We start from the raw sequence: 17064 nt of genomic DNA on the forward strand, positions 1-17064 counted from the left end.
TAGGAAAAGGATGTCGTCAGACATCCTTTTTTATTTGACAATTAGTATTGTCAGAAATAGTATGGAAATCATTCGAATGTAAGGGATGACTGCAATGGAAATAAAAACAATCACACTACCAACACGTCAAATTGAAGTTGAAGTGTATGCGCCCACACAAAGCTCTGAAAAAACGCCTGCTATTTTATTGTTACATGAGTTATTCGGTATTCTCGATGTCTATCGTGAAGATGCCCAAGACTTGGCGGATCAGGGCTATTTGGTTTATGTACCTAATCTATTTAGTGGCGGTGCAGTTAAATATTGTATTCGTGCCATGGTGAGCAAAGCTGGCCGCATCAATGCTGCGGATAGTGAAGTTAATCAAGAAATTCATGTATTACTGGATGCTTTAAAGGCAGATCCTCGATCCAATGGTCGCTTAGGCATGTTAGGGCAGTGTTTAACGGGGGGCTATGTGATTCAGATGGCGAAGCGCGAAGATATGTTAGCGCCTGTGGTTTATCATCATTCTTTAGGTATTCAAGGTGCTGGTGTTCCAAACAAAGAATCTCTGGATGAGGTTCGTATTCTACAAGGACATTGGTCTACGGTTGATCCATTTTGCCCAGCGACCAAGCGTAATAAATTAATCCAGCAATTGGGTGATCGGGTAGAAGCTTATACTTATAATATGCCACATGGCTTCCGTAGCGTGAGTCGAGGATTGCCTGAAGCCCAAGTCGTGTGGCAGCGGACGCTTGATTTTTTTGAGCGAGAATTAAAACAAAACACAATATAAATCATTGGAAAAACAGCGTATTATTCAATTGAACTAAATTTCTACAATTAAAAAATGAGGGAAATATGTCTCATAAATATGAATATGCAGGCTTCTGGATACGTGTGGGTGCCGCCATTATTGATTCCATCATTGTGATTGTTGCCATGATTCCATTAACCATGATTTTTGGTGGCGGCAATACCACAGTTGCCTCTGATGGTTTTTCATCATTCCAATTTATGTCTACGGCAGATTGGATTTGGCAAATTTTCGCCGCAGTCTTTTATATTTTTTGCTGGATTAAATTTGCTGGTACACCAGGTAAGCGTCTGCTTCGATTAAAAGTGCTGGATGAAAAAACAGGTGAAAATGTGACTATTGGACAGGCTATCATTCGTTATATTGGTTATATCCCAGCAACATTAGTATTTTTTATTGGTTTAATCTGGGTGGCATTTGATGCGAAGAAGCAAGGCTGGCACGACAAAATGGCAAAAACTGTCGTAGTAAGAGAGCTTTAATTTAGCGCGAAATTTTATCATGTAATAAAAAATTCATACGATAGGGCTTGTGAATCAGTTCGCATGTCCTATAATGCCGTTGAGTTTATTCACGGAGATCCTAAATGGGAAGTTGTTCGAGGTTCGGGTTTAATAAGGGATTAAGCCAAAGCGAATACTGAGCAAGTGAGCTATTTAGGTCGGCTATCTTGCAATGAGATAGCTTTGCTAAAAATTATCTAAACCCTCCTATAAAATTTTGCTGTATCCACAAAATTTATTGTATTGACTGCATCCTGTTTAGTTTCTCACCTAAAATGGGGAGAAGCCTATGTTTTTTCACGCTTCCATTCAATGGCTTGCTATTGTTAACGTATTTATTTTATGTGGATTATTGCTGACTCAAAAGAGTAAGGCGGGTCCACTCATCAACACCGATGATGTCTCCATTACAGCAGCGCAGCAATGTCAGCTAGAAAGCACTTATAGTTATAACAAGGATGGAACTTGGTCTTATCAAGTTGTCCCTGCTTGTAATCTCAATCAAAATTTAGAAGTATCGTTGGGTTATCACTCCAGTAAAGATCAAGACCAGATTCATGGCTTTTCGGTTCAAGCGAAAAGCATTTTAAAGCCAATGGACAATGACTGGGCTGTTGCCAGTAGTTTACAGCTATCACGTGATGATGTTGCTCATCATGGAGATTTAAACTGGTTTTTGAATGTTCCTGTCAGTTTTCAACTCTTAGATCAACGTTTAGCTTTGGATACCAATCTCGGTTATCAACAGGCCGATGAGCGCCTAGTTCGCTGGGGAGTCGCTTCAACTTATACGCTGACCGAGCATGTCGGTGTAACAGTTGAAACGTATAATCAAGATCGCCAAGCGCCATTCTTCCAAACAGCATTACAATACAGTTTGATTCCCAATGTTCTGACTTTAGAAGCATCCTTTGGTGATCGCTTACATCGCCTAAAACAACATTGGTTTGGACTCGGCTTAAGTTATACGCCTTCATCCTAATTGTTTCAAATCTAGTTAATCTGTCATTAAAAACATTGATAATAAATAGGTGTAAGATGCAATTAAAATTTTTACAAAATGTTGATTTATCGAATATTGCTGACACGCTGGTCAGCTTATCCGTTGCTTTTATACTGGGTGCATTGATTGGCGTAGAGCGCCAGTATCGACAACGCACGGCTGGACTCAGAACCAATGTACTGGTTGCTGTCGGTGCTGCAATTTTTGTCGATATTGCGACCAATTTAACGGGTGCAGAAGGCGCAGTCCGCGTGATTGCCTATGTGGTTTCAGGGATCGGTTTCTTGGGTGCGGGTGTGATTATGCGCCAAGAAGGTAATATTCATGGTCTAAATACCGCAGCGACTCTCTGGTGCTCCGCAGCTGTGGGGGCTTCGGCTGGTTCAGACCTCATTATTGAAGCAATACTGGCAACTGGATTTATTTTGGCGGCAAATACGTTATTAAGACCCATTGTCCATGTCATTGACCGCCGTCCGATTGATGATGACACCGAAGTTTTACATGTCATCTATATTATTTGTGACCGTAGTCAGAGTAAGGTGGTGATGGATGAGTTGAATTTAACCTTGCAACACCATAATTATCCGGCCAAAGATATTGAAGTCACACCGTTTGGTGAAAAAGAGGTCGAGATTGAAGTCACTTTGATTGCAACCTCCATTGATGCAGAAGAAGCGCAGCATATTATTAATCATTTGAATGCCATGCCACAAATTAGACAGGCATTTTGGGATAAAAATACCATCAATTAAGCCTTGGAAATAGTTTCTATATCATGTAGTTGAGATAGATTGTCCCAAAAATGATATATAAAATGTCTATTGTTTCACATAAAATGAAGCCAGCTTGATAACAATGAGAACTGTATGAGTTCAGAAGCACATTCAATTAGCTTAATTGCACCCGTGGTTTTATTGGCTGCGGCAGTGATTGCAGTACCTATTTTTAAACGGATTGGCTTGGGTTCCGTCCTTGGTTATTTAATTGCAGGTCTGATTATTGGACCCTTTGGTTTTGCTTTTTTTCATGATTCGGCTTCGATCTTACACATTGCAGAACTTGGGATCGTGATGTACTTATTTGTGATTGGTCTGGAGATGCAGCCCTCACATTTATGGAGTTTAAGACGTGAAATCTTTGGACTAGGCACCTTGCAAATTGTTGCCTGTGCTTTGGCATTGACTGGCGTAGGTTTATTGTTTGGTTTTACTTGGCAAGTTGCCTTTATCGGTGCGGCGGGTTTTGTCCTGACTTCCACGGCTATTGTGATGCAACTGTTGGGCGATCGCGGTGATATCGCTCAGCCACAAGGGCAAAAGATTGTGGCCATTTTATTATTTGAAGATTTGTTGATTGTACCTTTACTGGCAATTGTTGCTTTTATGGCGCCGAACCATGTGGTGGAAAGTACTTCGACACGCTTGGAAAGTATCGGAATTGGTTTGATTGCGATTGCAGGTCTGATTGCCGCAGGGTATTGGTTGCTGAACCCATTATTTAGATTGCTTGCCGCGGCAAAAGCCCGAGAGGTGATGACTGCGGCAGCGCTGCTGGTGGTTTTAGGTGCCGCATTGTTGATGCAAGTCAGCGGTTTATCCATGGCGATGGGGGCTTTCTTGGCAGGGGTATTGTTATCTGAATCGACTTTTAGACATCAGATTGAAGCAGATATTGAACCTTTCCGTGGCTTATTATTGGGCTTGTTCTTCCTCGGTGTCGGGATGTCACTGGATTTATCGGTGGTTGCTCAGAATTGGCAACTGATTGTCAGCGGTGTTTTAGCGATGATGTTTGCTAAGGCCCTGATGATTTATATCGTGGCGCGTGTGACCAAGAGTCCGCATACTGAAGCTTTAGATCGTGCATTGTTGATGGCACAGGGTGGTGAATTTGCCTTTGTCCTGTTTGCAGCTGCAGTCAGTGCTCAGGTCATTGATAATTCAGTCAAATCGAATCTGACCGCGATTGTGGTGTTGTCCATGGTATTGACCCCGATTTTAGGCATTGTGTTTAAACGTTTTACCGAAACCAAAGATCAGATCAATTTAGACAATGTCAATATTGCTGAAGGCTTGAGTGGCAGTGTACTGATGATTGGCTTTGGTCGTTTTGGTCAAGTGACCAGTCAATTACTATTGGCAAGAGGAGTCGATGTCACCATTATTGACAATGACATCGACATGATTCAAAACGCAGAAAAGTTTGGTTTTAAAATCTATTATGGGGATGGCTGCCGTTTAGATATTCTGCATGCTTCGGGTGCATCTACAGCTCAAGCCATCGTCGTTTGCGTAGACAGTAAAGAAACCACCAATCGGATTGTCGAGTTGGTCACCCATGAATTTCCATTGGCTAAGCTGCTGGTTCGTTCTTATGATCGTGAACATTCACTCTATTTAGTCAAGCATAAAGTGGATTATATGATTCGAGAAACCTTCGAATCAGCGATCAAGTTTGGTGGGGTGATTTTACAAGAATTGGGTGTTGATGAAGATGAAGTTCAACGCATCAGTGATGAAATTCGTGATCGTGATGATGAGCGTTTTGAAACAGAGATCGCTGCGGATGATGTTTATGCAGGTGTAGGCTTACAATATACACATTCACATCCGCGTCCAACAGCGCCATTAATTCGTCCTAAAAAAGCAGCACGTATTTTAAATGATGAGGAAGCACAAAAGGATTTAGAGGAAAAGTAAGAACTGATTCTATTCTCCAATAAGCCTTAGTCAATCTAAGGCTTATTTTTTGCTTTAAATCTAAATAAGATCAGCACGAAGATACCCAATAACAAACCCCAAAACGCTGAGCCAATGCCCCAGAATTGGACACCTGAGGCACTACATAAAAAGGTGAGTAGCGCAGCTTCACGTTCTTCTACATTTGAAAAAGCGACTGCAATGTTATGGCTAATCGTTGCAAATAAGGCAATCCCTGCAAGCGCCACAATAAAGATTTGTGGGAATGACATCAGCAGGCTGACCAGCGTCGCAGCAAAAAGCCCCATTAAGATATAGAACAGACCACAGCTAATGCCTGCAATATAGCGTTTGCTTGGATCTGGATGCACTTGATCATCTAGACTTACCGCTGCACTGATTGCTGCTAAATTGATTGAGAAACAGCCGAAAGGCGCAAAAACAGTATGTGCAACACCAGTCCAACCGACCAACTGATTCACATGCGGGTGGTAGCCATAGCTTTTAATCATGGCAATCCCGGGCAAGTTTTGTGAGGTCATGTTGATCACAAACAGTGGCAAAGCTAGGCCTAAGACGGCAGACCAAGAAAAAGAGGGCTGCATCCATACCGGTTGGGTTAGTGACCATGTGATCGACTGGAGTTTAAAGTCGATAAATAGTGGGCAAATTGCTGCGCCTAAAATCACGGTCAGTACAATGCTATAACGTGGGAATAAGCGTTTTGAAACCAAATAGATCACAAGCATACTGAGAATAAAGCCAAGATGGCTTTCTAAGCTGCTAAAAATCTGAATACCAAATTTTAATAAGATTCCTGCCAGCATGGCACAGGTCAGACTTTGTGGAATATGTGCCAATAGTTTTTGGAAGATTCCTGAAAAACCAACAATTGCAATGGCAATACCACAGACCAAGAAAGCACCAATCGCTTCATACAAATCATAATGTCCAGTCGATGCAATGATCAGTGCAATCCCTGGCGTCGACCATGCGGTGGCAACGGGATATTTATATTTCCAAGATAGAATCAAACCCGAGAGACCAATGGCAAGTCCCAATGCCCAAAACCAAGAACTGATTTGAGCAGTATTGGCACCTAAAGATTGCGCACCTTGAATGACGAGGATGGCGGAAACACTAATCCCGATTAAGAAAGTAATAAAGCCAGCAAAAACTGCTGGAATTGAAAAATCTTGGAGGAGACGTTGCATCTATGCATCTATACTTGTTTAAAATTTGTTGAAAAGTATATCGTTAATGCGACTTAAATCGTAGTTCTAAAATGATTGGATAAATTGATCATTCGATCAATTTTATGCTTAGCTAAGCGTCGAAGTTGCCAATCTTAAACCGAAACCAAAGAATAAGATCCCAACCAGACAAATTCCCGCAGCTGCAATTTTATAGTTATGTCTGAAAAAGCCAGCCAGTTTAATTCCAGAGAAAATCAAGGCGGTTAAATAGCTAAAACTTACAATTTGCACAATCAATGCCAACACTAAAAAGCTTAATGCCGGATAGGCATAATCTGGTTCCACAAACTGCACAAAGAAAGAGAGGAAAAATAAGATTGCTTTCGGATTCAGTAAGCTGATACTGAGTGCCGTACGATAGGGATGAACTTGATCAAGTTTAGGTAAATCAGCTAGCTCGGCATGGTGAGGCGGCTTATTCCAAGTTTGATAAGCACCTTGTAATAATTTAAAACCTAAGTAGGCGAGATAACAAGCCCCTGTTAATTTAAGAATAATAAACAGGATCGGGAAGGCTTTGAGTAAGGATGCTGCACCTAATACTGTACACAGGATTAAAATAGAATCGCCTGTAAATACACCACAAGCTGCCGCGTAACCCGTACGAATGCCATAACGAGAAGCTACGGACATGACATAGAGAGAGTTCGGGCCAGGTAATAACACAATTAAGATTGTACCAATAATATAAGTGGTTAAATCTGTTATACCGAACACAGTGAACTCATTAAAAAACCGATTTTCGCTAATATAACAAAAATCGGTTTTTATTGGTGAAAAATCGACTAATTATGGTTTGATTTCAGCATCAATACCAAAAGACTGACGTAACAACAAACTAAGCTGATCACGGGCTTTGATAAAGCCATCAATACCCCCTTGTAGTAATTGGAAAGCCATCAAATCTTGCTCAAGTTCAGCTTTAAAACTCTCTTTGCTTTGTGCTGCACGTTCAATTTTTTCTGCGTGTTGCGCAAATTCAGCACTCAGTTGAGGTTCAACAAGCTGTTGGTCTTGTTCCAACTGAGCCAACAGATTTGGGGCAATTGTAAGTAAGTCACAACCTGCTAAACCAAGTACTTGTGCAGTACTGCGGAAGCTTGCACCCATCACTTGAGTCGGAATGGCATGCTGTTTGTAGTAATTATAAATCTTTTTCACAGACAGCACGCCTGGGTCTTTGGCAATTGGATATTGCTCGACACCTTCAGCTTTTTTATACCAATCTAGAATACGACCTACAAAAGGTGAGATCAGCGTGACTTTCGCATCAGCACAAGCCTGAGCTTGATGTAAACCGAATAACAAAGTGAGATTACATGGAATACCTTCAGCTTCAAGCACTTTTGCAGCTTGGATGCCTTCCCATGTAGACGCGATTTTAATCAGGATACGAGATTGCTCAATACCGTAACCTCGATAGAGCTGAGATAACTCACGTGCTTTGGCAATTGTCGCTTCCGTGTTGTAAGAAAGAGAAGCATCGACTTCGGTAGAAACACGACCATCGATCAATTTTAAAATTTCGACACCAAACTTCACAGTCAAAATATCAATAGTGCGTTCGATTAGTTCATCACGTTGATAGCCTTCCTGCTTAGCTTGAGTATAAGCATCTTCTATCAGTTCTCGGCTTTCTGGTTGTTCAGCTGCAGCTGTGATCAGAGATGGATTGGTTGTTGCATCAAGTGGACGAAATTTTTCAATCGCTTCTAGATCACTACTATCGGCAACAACGGTGGTTAAATTTTTTAATTGGTGTAATGCGTTCTGAGTCATTGAGATAGCGTTCTTACATAAACAATATTATTGGTAACTTCTGTTATAACACAATCTGGGTGAAAGCAAAGCCCTGCATTTGTTTGCAGAATTGTTCATCCTGTCTGTACTTGCAGTTATGTCTCATTTTTTTTGCGTTGCTGTCGGATATGATCAATTAAGTATTTTGCAGCAAGACCTAACTCACTTTCACGGCTCCAAACAAGATCGACGTAGTATTCAAATTTGGGCGTGAAGTCATACATTTCTAAAATCTTAAGCTTCTTTTTAAGCTCTGGATTCTCATTGAACATTTGTAATGGGAGAACGCCCCAACCTAAGTTACGAATAATCATCATACAAGCGGAATGATGATTATCAGTACGCCAATAGTCTTTTGAATAAAGCAATTCAGGCTTGATGCTATGATCACGGCTTGCAACTACAATTTGGCGTGTTTGTACGATTTGTTCAAAAGATACGTGATCGAGTTGTGCTAAAGAATGATTTTTAGCAATGACAGGAACAAGCGCCTCTCTTTTTAGTTCCACAAATTGTTCACGGCTATCTAATTGTTCACGTTCAAACATCAATGCAAGTTGTGCAGATTGATCGAGCAGCATCTGCAAGGCATCTTCTTGTGGAGCAGAAAAGATATTAATAGCCAGACTTGGAAACCGCTGCTCCAGTAAGGTGATATAGTCAGTCCAGTTGGTATACAGCAGCTCAGACACTACCACGATATTGAGAGTCGATTCCAAACCCGTACTCAAAGCATGCGCATGTTGTTTCCATTGATTTATTTCAATCAATAATTGTTGCGTCTTTTCGTACAGGACGATGGCTTCTGCTGTTGGAATGGGTTCACGTCCGACGCGTTCAAACAAATTAAGATTGAGGTCAATTTCTAAATTGGCAATCGACATGCTTACCGCAGAGGGAACCTTGCCTAATTTACGGGCTGCGGCAGAAAAAGAGCCTGTTTCAATCACGGTTTGAAACACGATGAGTTGTTCTTGATTAATATTCATCTGTCAAAAATACTGAAAGAATCTGATTGGATTAATCAAAATTATAAAAATAAAATAGCCTCCATCCAAATAAAAGAGTGTTATGAAATGTTGATTTCCAAAAGAAGACTCGTTCATGCAATTAGCTATGAAGTGATTTTATTGGTCATCATCGCAATTGCGTTAAGCTTTATTTTTAGTATGCCACTAGAAGTGACTGGGATTCTGGGTACGATCATGGCTGTAATTTCCGTATTCTGGAATATGATCTTTAACCATTACTTTGAAAAAGTGGAACATAAATATCAGTGGGAAAGAACCATTCCAGTCCGCATTCTGCATGCCATTGGGTTTGAAGGTGGTTTGATGCTGGCTACCATTCCAATTATTGCATATATGATGAAAATGAGCTTTATCGAGGCTTTAATTCTCGATTTCGGTTTGACCATGTGTATTTTGGTTTATACATTTATCTTCCAGTGGTGTTATGACCTTGTAGAAGGTCGTTATTTCCCAAATGCAAAACTTGCTTCTTCATGATGATGAAACAAAAGCATTCTTCGGAATTTTCTGAAGAATGCTTTTTTATGGTTTTAGAAAAAAAGGTTTGATTACAGTATTGATAAAGTCAGAACAATAAAGTTTATTTAATATTGTGTAAGAAAGTAGCAAACATAGTAAAAATAAATAGATATCACAACGCAAGATCGTAGGAGAATAACAATATGCCAAGTGTGCTGATCGAAGTCAGGCAGCAATATCCAGTCGCAGTTGAGCTGGAGATTATGGAAGCGGTGCATACTGCGCTTAGAGATGCGTTTAAAATCATGGCCAGTGATCGAAATGTGCGTTTAATTGTCCATGAAGCACATCGTTTTCAATGTCCGCCAGAAAAGGCAAAACCTGAATGTTATACCTTGATCAGTATTGATGCTTTTCTTGGACGTTCCTTAGATGCCAAGCGTCAGCTGTATAAATTGATTGTGCATAATCTTGAACCAATAGGCATTCCTAAAGATCATGTGAAAATTATGCTTCGAGAGTTGCCTTCGGAAAATTTTGGTGTTCGTGGTGGACAAGCAGCTTGTGATGTTAATTTAGGATTTAAGATTGATGTTTAGGACAAGGTTTAAAGAGGAAAGCTCGATCAGGGCTTTCTTTTATTTGAATATGAAAATAGCCTAAGTAGAGAAAAACTTAAAATTCAGCTTCACATGAAAACTAAGATCTACATTGTTAAAAGAAATATATACTTAGTCTTTAGAATTAAAGCACAGGGATTTTCATGACTTTTAAAGAACTCTTTGTCGAAATTTATTATGGTGATTATCCTAAAGAAATGGTCTTAAAAAGAATTAATGAGTATATAGAAAATAATGAAATTATAGAGGTTAAATTTTTTGAGCTACTGGATAGCGCAGTAGATCAGGAATCTTTACTGCTTCAATTGATTCAAACCACCGATTCTAGTTTTTCAGCAGACTCAGTTGAGGCTGAAATTTTAACGGCTCGTTATTTTCTAAATATTTTAGAGCATTATGAAAATGGTCAGATAAGACCTTTAGATTTATGCCGAATTTTTAACAATATCGAAATCGGTTTTATGGGGGCTCAGAGAAACCTCCCCCTAAACATCGCATATTATCCGTTATGGATGGGGAGTTTATATCATGCGTGTGATTGGTGTGATGAAACGTGGGCACTTGAAAACAGTCCTCATCTTGGCATCGAAGTAAAAAAGCAAATTCATATCATCAAAGACTGGTTGGCAAATCCTTCTTTTAAGTAACACTGCTACTTTGTGGAACCTTGATGTAATCTTTTATAAAGACAATTTTGCATTCAGGATGAGGCAAAAAATTGCTATTCACAAAAAACATCATGCTAAAATAGGGAACTTATCTTTTTAGATTGCATGATTTTCTCTATGTTTCAACAAGAAATTTCTCAATTAAACTTACAACAATTCAAAGCGGGTGAAAAACGCTGGATCGGTTCCTTACTTGGATCATCAGCAGCCCTATTATTCAAAGAAATTGCTACCCAAAATTCGAATCTATATGTCATTGTTGCCAGAAATAATCAACATCTTGCTCAGCTTGAGAGCGAACTCGAATTTTATGGCATCAAGCCCATTATTTTCCCGGATTGGGAAATTTTGCCTTATGACCGCTTGTCTCCGCATCAAGACATTGTTTCTGAGCGTTTGGCAATTTTATCGAATATGCCACAAAAAGGGATTTTACTGGTTTCAGCCAGCACTTTAGCGCAACGCGTTGCACCTTATTCGTGGGTCGTGGGCGAGCACTTTGATATTAAAGTGGGGCAGAAACTCGACCTTGAAGCGCAAAAGAAACAATTGGTTCAAGCAGGTTATCGCTTAGTTGACACAGTTTATGATCACGGTGAGTTTGCAGTTCGCGGTAGCATCATGGATATTTTTGCATCTGGACAAGATCAACCGATTCGAATTGACTTATTTGATGATGAAATTGACAGCCTAAAATTCTTTGACCCAGAAACACAAAGAACCACCGAATCCTTAAAAAACTTTACTGTTTTACCTGCAAAAGAATTTCCTCTGAAAGAGGGGCGTTCGACTTTTAGAGACCGTTATGCAGAAAGCTTCCCAACTGCAAATCCGAAGAAAAATCCGATTTATCAGGATGTATTAGAAGGAATTGCAACCCCGGGCTTAGAGTTTTATTTGCCATTATTCTTTGATAAGCAGGTGATGGAAGCACAAAGTATGCTGACGACATACTTACCAAAGAATTGCGTTGTCATTACAAATAGTGAAATTGAAGATGATTTTGTTCACTTCTGGAAAGAAGTGATGCGTCGTTATGAAGATCGACGCCATAACATTGATCAACCGATTCTACCGCCAGAAGACTTATTTTTAATGCCCAACCATGTTTTACAGGCATTAAATCAATTCCCTCGAATTTTGGCTTCAGCTGAAGCTTTCGATGCCAAGGCGGGTGTACTCAACATCACTGCTGAACAGCCACCTAAATTGGCTGTTGATCCGAAAAAAGAACAACCTTTTGAAGCAGTAAAACATTATATCGACCAAGCCAAGCATCCTGTTTTATTGGTGGCAGAGAGTGCGGGTCGTCGAGAAACGCTAAAAGATGCGCTGCGTGGTGTGTTGGGTGAAATTCAAAATGTAGATAGTTTTGCTCAATTCCAAAAAGATAAGTTACAGGTTGCGATTACCAGTGCTCCACTGGATCGAGGGTTGTTGCTGAGTAATCAGCTGTCGGTGATTTCGGAAAATCAACTTTATGAACACCGTGTGGTCCAGCGCCGCCGTAAGCGTCAGCAAGAAGTATCTGAAGAGTTCTTGATCCGTAGTTTAACCGAGCTGAGTATTGGTGCACCTGTCGTACATATCGATCATGGTGTAGGGCGTTACGCGGGTTTAATTACTCTAGAAATCGATGAGCAGGATCATGAGTTCTTGCAGCTTGATTATGCTGATGGCGCTAAAGTCTATGTGCCTGTAACCAATTTACACCTGATCAGCCGTTATAGTGGGGGTGATCCTGATTTAGCCCCATTGCATAAGTTGGGTACAGATACATGGAGTAAAGCGAAGCGGAAAGCTTTGGAGCAAATCCATGATGTTGCCGCAGAGTTATTGCATATTCAGGCCCGTCGTCAATCCAAACCTGGTTTTGCTTTTGAGCTTGATCATACCGGCTATATGCAATTCTCCAGTGGCTTTGCTTATGAAGAGACTTTAGACCAAGCCAACGCCATTGAAGCAACCATCCATGATATGCAGCTTGCGAAACCGATGGATCGTTTAGTTTGTGGTGATGTGGGCTTTGGTAAAACCGAAGTGGCGATGCGTGCAGCCTTTGTTGCGGTACAAAATAATAAGCAAGTTGCAGTTCTGGTGCCCACGACATTGTTAGCACAGCAACATTATGAATCTTTTAAAGACCGTTTTGCAGATACGGCAGTACGCATTGAAGTATTGTCTCGCTTTGGCAGCAATAAAACCCACCTAAAAATCATTGAAGATCTTGCCGAAGGCAAAGTCGATATCGTGGTGGGAACACATAAAATCCTGCAAGAAAACATCCAGTTCAAGAATCTTGGACTCATGGTTGTCGATGAGGAGCATCGTTTTGGTGTCCGTGATAAAGAACGGATTAAAGCCTTACGTGCCGATGTGGATATGTTGACCTTAACCGCGACGCCGATTCCACGTACCTTGAATATGGCATTTTCTGGGATGCGTGATCTCTCGATCATTGCAACGCCGCCCGCACGCCGTTTAGCAGTAAAAACTTTTGTACAAGAGCACACTGATGATTCTGTCAAAGAAGCGATTTTACGTGAGTTATTACGTGGTGGTCAGGTGTACTTGTTGCACAATGAGGTAGATACCATTGAGCGTGCTGCTGAAACCATTCGTCATTTAGTCCCAGAAGCACGGGTTGCTGTTGCACACGGACAAATGCGAGAACGTGAACTAGAGCAGGTGATGCAGCAGTTCTATCACAAAGAATATAACGTATTGGTCTGCTCAACCATTATTGAAACGGGTATTGATGTTCCGAATGCCAATACCATCATTATTGAGCGTGCAGATAAATTAGGGCTTGCGCAATTACATCAATTGCGTGGTCGTGTCGGACGTTCTCATCATCAAGCCTATGCCTATTTATTGGTTCCATCTATTAAGCATCTCAAAGGTGATGCTGAAAAACGTTTAGATGCTATTCAACGTGCTTCAACTTTGGGTGCTGGTTTTATGTTAGCAACTGAAGACTTAGAGATTCGAGGCGCGGGTGAATTACTTGGTGAACAGCAAAGTGGTTCAATGCAGGCGATTGGTTATAGCCTGTATATGGAAATGCTCGAAAAAGCGACCAAAGCCATTCAAAAAGGCAAAACACCTAATTTTGATGCGCCGTTGTCATTAACTGCTGAAATTAACTTGCATATGCCTGCGTTGATTCCAGATGATTACTTGGGTGATGTACATCAACGTTTGTTGTTCTATAAACGTATCAGTAATACCGATAGCCAAGAGAAGCTCGACAATATCCGTATGGAGTTGATTGATCGTTTTGGTATTCCTCCACAACCAGTGAAGCAATTGTTTAGTGTGCATCAGCTGCGTTTGCGTGCAGAGCAGTTGGGTATTACCAAAATTGACATCAATAGTAATGGGGGATATATCGAGTTTGCACCTGATACCCCCGTACAGGCGATCAGTATCATTCAACTGATGCAGAAAAATCCGACCTATTACCGAATGGAAGGCGGTCAACGCTTGAAAGTTATGGTGCAATTAGCAGAGTACGATAAACGGATTCAGTTTATTGTGGATTTGTTGAATAAGTTATTGAGTGAGTTAAATTGAGGCTTTTAAGCACTTGATTTGATGGTTAATTGAGCAAGTTCTGTTTTTTAGCAAATGCATTTCTGTTTTTGATCAGATGTTCATGCAATAAATGAGGAAAATCATTGTTATTTGTAATCAAACGGGTTACTAATAATATTCACATCAAAACTGATGTGATAGTATTGATCATCATTATTCTGCATCATTTATAAAGATATGTTTAGTTTGCATCCACAACTTGCTCAAGATACATTTTTTGTAGGCGACTTCCCGCTTTCAACATGTCGTTTAATGAATGATATGCAATTTCCTTGGTTGATCCTGATTCCGCGTGTTCCAGGTGTCACAGAATTATATGAATTAAGCCAAGCAGACCAAGAACAGTTTTTACGTGAATCGAGCTGGTTATCAAGTCAATTGTCACGTGTATTCCGTGCAGACAAGATGAATGTAGCCGCTTTAGGAAACGTTGTTCCGCAGCTTCATTTTCATCATGTGGTACGTTATCAAAATGATGTTGCATGGCCTAAGCCAGTGTGGGGAACACCAGCGGTGCCTTATAGCAATGAAGTACTTGCGCACATGCGTCAAACGTTAATGCTGGCATTGCGTGGACAGGGTGATATGCCATTTGATTGGCGTATGGACTGATCCAGAAAATAGAATAAATACAGTATTCTATAATAAAAAAAGGAGGATAGAGTGCCACTAGATAGGTTGATTGATAAAGAACCTAGACAGTTTGCTTATTTTCATCGTTTGATGGGATATTCGATTCTGTCACTAATTCTGGTAATTTATACATTTACCTCAACTAGTGCTAGCTATCAACTCTACCTTCTTCCTTTATTACTCATTTATTTTCTGTTTTGTCCCCGTTTAGAAAAATGGCTGCAATATAAATTTGATAAAAAAATAGAAAAAAATGTTCTTTTCGGCAATGAGGCTGTGATCATTGCGCTGGTTCTCGCTGCATTGCATCTGAGTTTAGTTCCCACCTTTACGATTCTATTTGGATTGCTGTATGTAGGATTGAACAATAAAATTTCTCTGCCAGTCTCCTGTTTAATCGGTTTGATTGGCGTCATTGTTTTCTATTTCAGTACTTTTGTCATTTTTGGCGCGGAAGAATATTTCGAACCAACTAATCCAGAATTAACAGTCGTTAGTTTGCTTGGTTTGATGATGTTTATCGTGATTGGTAACTATTACCAGCACCGTCGTTTGAATATTCTAGGTCAACAACGCCAGCATTATCATAATCAAATGACGCGTTATATTGCTTTTGCAAACCAGTTGAGTCGCTATGCGCCACTGCAGTTATGGCAGTCAATCATGCGTGGTGAGGCTGAGGCAAAAATTGAATATAAACGTAAAAAACTAACCATTTTCTTCTCGGATATTCAAGGCTTTACTGAGCTTTCTGAAACCCTAATTCCTGATGACTTAGCCTTCCTGCTGAATGATTATTTGAGTCATATGACTGAAATCGCAAAACAGTATGAAGCGACAGTCGACAAGTTTATGGGCGATGCGATTCTGATTTTCTTTGGTGACCCAAACTCGCAAGGCGTTGAACAAGATGCAAAATCTTGTGTAGAAATGGCCATTGCGATGCGTCAACAAATGAAATTGTTGCGTGAACGCTGGAAGAAAATGGGTTATCCGGCCTTGCATATTCGTATGGGCATCAGTACGGGTTATTGCCACGTCGGTAACTACGGTGCTTCACATCGTATGGCCTATACCATTGTTGGTCGTGACGTAAACTTGGCAGCACGTTTGCAGTCTGCTGCGGAAGTTGATGAAATTTTGATTGCAGATGATACTCATCAACTGATTAAAAATGAGTTTTTATGTGTACCGAAAGTGCCGATCTACTTAAAAGGGATTCAAGGGCCAGTTAAAACTTGGCAGGTGATGGAGAAATTCACAGGTAAGAAATCAGATACGCAAAAATGGTTTGATTTCGATTATAAAGGCTTTCATTTGGTCTTAAATCTGGAAGAAGTGCAGAACTATGAATATCCAGAATTGGTCGAAATTCTGGAGAACATGGTGCAGCGTATTAAGACCCAGCAAAAAATTACCAATGCGCAAGGCATTCCTAAACTGACTTTGGATGACGAAGTCAGATAATAATAAGCAGTATATCTAATTAGTTAATCAGTCGTTTTATGTGCATGAACTTCATATAAATGATCAAACTCAGCAGCTAGGGATGCCAATGTCGTGGCTTTAAGTTGTTGTGTCAGAATCTTTTGAGCATCTTGTATTGCATGATCTAAAGCGGCATTCACCACGCGTTCTACCAAACATTCTGGATTTTCCCTTTCATTTCCAATCGCAAAAATAGTGGGTTCACCCACAGCTTGATAAATATCCCAAAGCGTAATTTTCTCTAAATCACCTGTGAGTTGCCAACCACCGCCAGCGCCTTTTTCTGAATGTACAAAACCAGCTTTTTTTAGACCCGACATGGTTCGTCTAACCACCACAGGATTGGTGGAAAGCATCTGCGCGATTTCATCAGAGGTAAAGATCTTATTTTGTCTTGCCATGTGCAGTAATACATGAAGCATTCGCGAGAGTTTGCTGTCTGTACGCATTGAGTCCATAAGTAAAAAAGGAGTTAAGTTAAATGTAACATCAAAAGTTGCAA

General features: G+C 40.4%; 16 protein-coding genes. 11 read left to right on the top strand and 5 right to left on the bottom strand.

Annotation, left to right across the window (positions count from 1 at the left end; genetic code table 11):
- Nucleotides 1-94: 94 nt before the first annotated feature.
- From A7P55_RS11555 to A7P55_RS11575, 5 genes are all read left to right on the top strand, one after another.
- Nucleotides 95-781, top strand: a complete 687-nt coding sequence (locus tag A7P55_RS11555; RefSeq protein WP_171552188.1) for a dienelactone hydrolase family protein — start codon at nt 95-97, stop codon at nt 779-781.
- A 65-nt stretch (nt 782-846) separates the two neighbouring features.
- On the top strand, nt 847-1284 hold the full coding sequence (locus A7P55_RS11560) for an RDD family protein (RefSeq protein ID WP_171552189.1): 438 nt from the start codon (nt 847-849) through the stop codon (nt 1282-1284).
- A gap of 310 nt (nt 1285-1594) precedes the next feature.
- Complete coding sequence (locus A7P55_RS11565) at nt 1595-2287, top strand: hypothetical protein (RefSeq protein ID WP_171552190.1); 693 nt, start codon at nt 1595-1597, stop codon at nt 2285-2287.
- Between the two features lie 56 nt (nt 2288-2343).
- Nucleotides 2344-3063, top strand: coding sequence for an MgtC/SapB family protein (locus A7P55_RS11570; protein ID WP_065342838.1), 720 nt, complete (start codon nt 2344-2346; stop codon nt 3061-3063).
- A gap of 114 nt (nt 3064-3177) precedes the next feature.
- Nucleotides 3178-5010: a monovalent cation:proton antiporter-2 (CPA2) family protein gene (locus A7P55_RS11575; protein WP_171552191.1), complete on the top strand. Its 1833-nt coding sequence runs from the start codon at nt 3178-3180 to the stop codon at nt 5008-5010.
- A gap of 35 nt (nt 5011-5045) precedes the next feature.
- Here the strand turns inward: A7P55_RS11575 and A7P55_RS11580 are convergent, their stop codons facing one another.
- From A7P55_RS11580 to A7P55_RS11595, 4 genes are all read right to left on the bottom strand, one after another.
- Nucleotides 5046-6224: a benzoate/H(+) symporter BenE family transporter gene (locus A7P55_RS11580; protein WP_171552192.1), complete on the bottom strand. Its 1179-nt coding sequence runs from the start codon at nt 6222-6224 to the stop codon at nt 5046-5048.
- Between the two features lie 108 nt (nt 6225-6332).
- Complete coding sequence (leuE, locus tag A7P55_RS11585) at nt 6333-6983, bottom strand: leucine efflux protein LeuE (protein WP_171552193.1); 651 nt, start codon at nt 6981-6983, stop codon at nt 6333-6335.
- Nucleotides 6984-7055: 72 nt separating this feature from the next.
- Nucleotides 7056-8045 carry a transaldolase gene (tal, locus tag A7P55_RS11590; RefSeq protein ID WP_171552194.1) on the bottom strand — a complete coding sequence of 330 codons (990 nt, stop codon included), beginning with the start codon at nt 8043-8045 and terminating at the stop codon, nt 7056-7058.
- Nucleotides 8046-8161: 116 nt separating this feature from the next.
- Nucleotides 8162-9055 (bottom strand): LysR family transcriptional regulator, encoded by an 894-nt coding sequence (locus A7P55_RS11595; RefSeq protein WP_171552195.1) that lies wholly within the window; start codon nt 9053-9055, stop codon nt 8162-8164.
- An 87-nt stretch (nt 9056-9142) separates the two neighbouring features.
- Between A7P55_RS11595 and aceI the strand changes: the two genes are divergently transcribed.
- From aceI to A7P55_RS11625, 6 genes are all read left to right on the top strand, one after another.
- Nucleotides 9143-9574, top strand: coding sequence for a chlorhexidine efflux PACE transporter AceI (aceI, locus tag A7P55_RS11600; protein WP_171552196.1), 432 nt, complete (start codon nt 9143-9145; stop codon nt 9572-9574).
- Between the two features lie 185 nt (nt 9575-9759).
- On the top strand, nt 9760-10155 hold the full coding sequence (locus A7P55_RS11605) for a tautomerase family protein (protein WP_004652967.1): 396 nt from the start codon (nt 9760-9762) through the stop codon (nt 10153-10155).
- Nucleotides 10156-10319: 164 nt separating this feature from the next.
- Entirely contained in the window at nt 10320-10823 is a 504-nt protein-coding gene (locus tag A7P55_RS11610) for a hypothetical protein (protein WP_171552197.1), read from the top strand.
- 138 nt (nt 10824-10961) lie between these two features.
- Complete coding sequence (gene mfd / locus A7P55_RS11615; protein WP_171552198.1) at nt 10962-14420, top strand: transcription-repair coupling factor; 3459 nt, start codon at nt 10962-10964, stop codon at nt 14418-14420.
- Nucleotides 14421-14618: 198 nt separating this feature from the next.
- The gene (locus A7P55_RS11620; protein WP_004807988.1) at nt 14619-15053 is read left to right on the top strand and encodes an HIT family protein; all 435 of its coding nucleotides are present in this window, start codon (nt 14619-14621) and stop codon (nt 15051-15053) included.
- Nucleotides 15054-15104: 51 nt separating this feature from the next.
- Nucleotides 15105-16541 carry an adenylate/guanylate cyclase domain-containing protein gene (locus A7P55_RS11625; RefSeq protein ID WP_004807987.1) on the top strand — a complete coding sequence of 479 codons (1437 nt, stop codon included), beginning with the start codon at nt 15105-15107 and terminating at the stop codon, nt 16539-16541.
- Between the two features lie 23 nt (nt 16542-16564).
- Here A7P55_RS11625 and A7P55_RS11630 read toward each other — a convergent pair whose 3' ends face one another.
- Complete coding sequence (locus A7P55_RS11630; protein ID WP_171552199.1) at nt 16565-17011, bottom strand: Rrf2 family transcriptional regulator; 447 nt, start codon at nt 17009-17011, stop codon at nt 16565-16567.
- Between the last annotated feature and the right edge of the window lie 53 nt (nt 17012-17064).

It is taken from the genome of Acinetobacter sp. Ac_5812, assembly GCF_013072695.1.
Classification (GTDB): domain Bacteria; phylum Pseudomonadota; class Gammaproteobacteria; order Pseudomonadales; family Moraxellaceae; genus Acinetobacter.